Raw genomic sequence first — 2649 nt, forward strand, 5'->3', positions numbered from 1 at the left:
CACCGGGCCCGCGGCACGGCCGCGCCGCGCTTCCGGCTCCCGCCGGCGCCCGCGCCGGGTGCCTTCCCGTGCCGGATGCCTTCCCGTGCCGGGCGCGTTCCCGTACGGCCCGGCTCCCCGTGGGACGGGGCGTTGTCAGTGGGCTGGCGTAGGCTCGAAGAGAAGATCCCGGAAGCGGATCTGCCGACTCATCGGGAAGGGGGCCCGCGGTGCTCATCGACACCTTCGGCCGTGTGGCCACGGACCTGCGCGTCTCGCTGACGGACCGATGCAATCTGCGGTGCGCGTACTGCATGCCGGAAGAGGGCCTGCAGTGGCTCGCCAAGCCGGATCTGCTCACCGACGACGAGATCGTCCGCCTCATCCGGATCGCCGTCACCCGGCTCGGCATCACCGAGGTCCGCTTCACGGGCGGGGAGCCCCTGCTGCGGCCCGGGCTGGTCGGGATCGTGGAGCGCTGCGCCGCGCTCGACCCCCGCCCCAGCATGTCCCTCACCACCAATGGCATCGGCCTCAAGCGCACCGCCGCCGCGCTGCGGACCGCCGGTCTGGACCGGGTCAATGTCTCCCTCGACACCCTGCGGCCCGATGTCTTCAAGACCCTCACCCGCCGTGACCGCCATCACGACGTCCTGGCCGGACTCGAAGCCGCCCACGCCGCCGGACTGACCCCCGTCAAGATCAATACGGTGCTGATGCAGGGCCTCAATGACGACGAGGCCCCCGAGCTGCTCGCCTGGGCCGTCGAGCACGGCTATGAGCTGCGCTTCATCGAACAGATGCCCCTCGACGCCCAGCACGGCTGGAAGCGTGAGGGCATGATCACCGCCGGTGACATCCTCCAGTCGCTGCGAACCCGCTTCACCCTCGCCGCCGAGGGTGACGACGAGCGGGGCTCCGCGCCCGCCGAGCGCTGGGTGGTGGACGGGGGACCGCACCGGGTCGGTGTCATCGCCTCGGTCACCCGCCCCTTCTGCAGCGCCTGCGACCGCACCCGCCTCACCGCCGACGGCCAGGTGCGCACCTGCCTCTTCGCCCGCGAGGAGACCGACCTGCGCGCCGCGCTGCGCTCGGACGCGCCCGACGAGGAGATCGCCCGGATATGGCGGCTGGCGATGTGGGGCAAGAAGGCCGGTTCCGGCCTGGACGACCCCTCGTTCCTGCAGCCGGACCGCCCGATGTCGGCGATCGGCGGCTGAGCGACCGCGCGCGTACGGGGACGGTCGGGGACGCCGGCCGGGCCCCGCCGGTGTCAGTCGCCCGCCCTCAGCGGTCGCCGGACGCCGACCCGGAGTCCCCGCTGTCCCGTGTGCCGTCCCGTGTGCCGTCCTGTGTGCCGTCCGGGCCCCGCGACTCCCAATCCGCCAGGGTGACGACATCCTTGAGAAATCCGCGCAGATCGAGGAAGCCGGACAGATGCTCGCGATGGTCGTCGCAGGCCAGCCAGGTCTTGCGCCGCTCCGGCGTATGCAGCTTCGGGTTGTTCCAGGCCAGCACCCACACCGCGGACGCACGGCAGCCCTTGGCTGAGCAGATCGGGGTCTCGGTGTTCACCGGGTCGTTCATCACCGGTTCATTGTCCATACAAAGGCGACGCCGAGCAGCCACGGGGGGAGCTGCCCGGCGTCGGTCCGTCGCTCCGACGGGGGATGCGGAGCGCGTACGAAGTATGTCATGGGTAACGGGGTACGGTGCACCGGAACTTCATGATTGGTGTGACCCTGTTGTGAGGTAAGCGCAACCGCGAAGTCAGCCCGCACCGGGCTCCCCGGCGGCCTTTCCGGGCCCGGCCGGGCCCGGCCCGGACTCCGCTGGGGGTGGCCCGGCGACGGGCGCGATCATCGGCCGGGAGGGTGCGGGGACGAAGGTCGAGGGCAGCGAAGGAGCGTTCTCCCGGCCCGCGTTGGCGATCACCACAGCGATATAGGGGAGAAGGATGCCCAGGGCGAGCGCCACGATCGCCACATGGCGTTCCACATCCCACAGCACAGCGGCGAGCACCACCGAAACGGTCCGGACGGACATCGAGATCACATAGCGCCGCTGTCTTCCGCGCACATCATCGGCAAGCCCTTGCCGGGCCCCGGTGATCCGGAAGACCCCTGCTTTCGCCTGCTTCCGCATCAGCTCCACCATCCGATTGTGTCGCCGGACGCACCCCGGTCCTGACAACTTCCACGGTACGCCGCCACTGCGACAGCTACGAGAGCGGGGCGGGGTCCGCGCTGCGTGCCGGGCCTGCGCCGTACCGCGTATGGCGCTGCCCGACATGCGCTGTATGGCGGATGGGCCGAGACTGACGGCGTAACTGCTCACGTAGGGCCGTACGAGGAGGCAGCCATGGGCTGGTTGTGGGCGATCATCGTGGGATTCGTGCTGGCTTTGATCGCGAAAGCGATCCTGCCCGGGAAGCAGCACCTCCCGTTGTGGCTGGCCACCATCTGCGGTATCGGCGGAGCGGTGCTCGGAAACTGGGCCGCCGCGGGAATGGGTATCGAGGAGACCCCGGGCTTCGACTGGGGCCGCCATGCCCTGCAACTCGTCTTCGCGATCGTGCTGGTCTTCCTGGGAGACCGTGCGTGGATGGCGATGCGGGGCAGCAGACAGCGGGCCTGATCCCACGAGAGCGGCGGCCGGCCGGGCGCGATG

Annotated in this window: 4 protein-coding genes; 2 read left to right on the plus strand and 2 right to left on the minus strand. The window is 70.4% G+C overall.

Annotated features, from left to right (window positions below):
- Positions 1-209 precede the first annotated feature (209 nt).
- Positions 210-1199, plus strand: a complete 990-nt coding sequence (gene moaA, locus ACWF94_RS38315) for a GTP 3',8-cyclase MoaA (protein WP_453499553.1) — start codon at positions 210-212, stop codon at positions 1197-1199.
- Positions 1200-1266: 67 nt separating this feature from the next.
- Here the strand turns inward: moaA and ACWF94_RS38320 are convergent, their stop codons facing one another.
- Both ACWF94_RS38320 and ACWF94_RS38325 read right to left on the minus strand, forming a co-directional pair.
- Entirely contained in the window at positions 1267-1584 is a 318-nt protein-coding gene (locus tag ACWF94_RS38320) for a hypothetical protein (RefSeq protein ID WP_453499555.1), read from the minus strand.
- Between the two features lie 165 nt (positions 1585-1749).
- Positions 1750-2124, minus strand: coding sequence for a DUF3099 domain-containing protein (locus ACWF94_RS38325; protein ID WP_453499557.1), 375 nt, complete (start codon positions 2122-2124; stop codon positions 1750-1752).
- Between the two features lie 216 nt (positions 2125-2340).
- On the opposite strand from ACWF94_RS38325, the gene ACWF94_RS38330 reads away from it, so the two are divergent.
- The gene (locus ACWF94_RS38330; protein WP_453499559.1) at positions 2341-2616 is read left to right on the plus strand and encodes a GlsB/YeaQ/YmgE family stress response membrane protein; all 276 of its coding nucleotides are present in this window, start codon (positions 2341-2343) and stop codon (positions 2614-2616) included.
- Positions 2617-2649: the final 33 nt, after the last annotated feature.

It is taken from the genome of Streptomyces sp. NPDC055078 (assembly GCF_053607985.1).

Coding starts and splice junctions, on each gene's coding strand:
- ACWF94_RS38330 (WP_453499559.1), top strand. CDS start 2,341: ATGGGCTGGTTGTGGGCGATCATCGTGGGATTCGTGCTGGCTTTGATC.
- ACWF94_RS38325 (WP_453499557.1), bottom strand. CDS start 2,124: ATGCGGAAGCAGGCGAAAGCAGGGGTCTTCCGGATCACCGGGGCCCGG.
- ACWF94_RS38320 (WP_453499555.1), bottom strand. CDS start 1,584: ATGGACAATGAACCGGTGATGAACGACCCGGTGAACACCGAGACCCCG.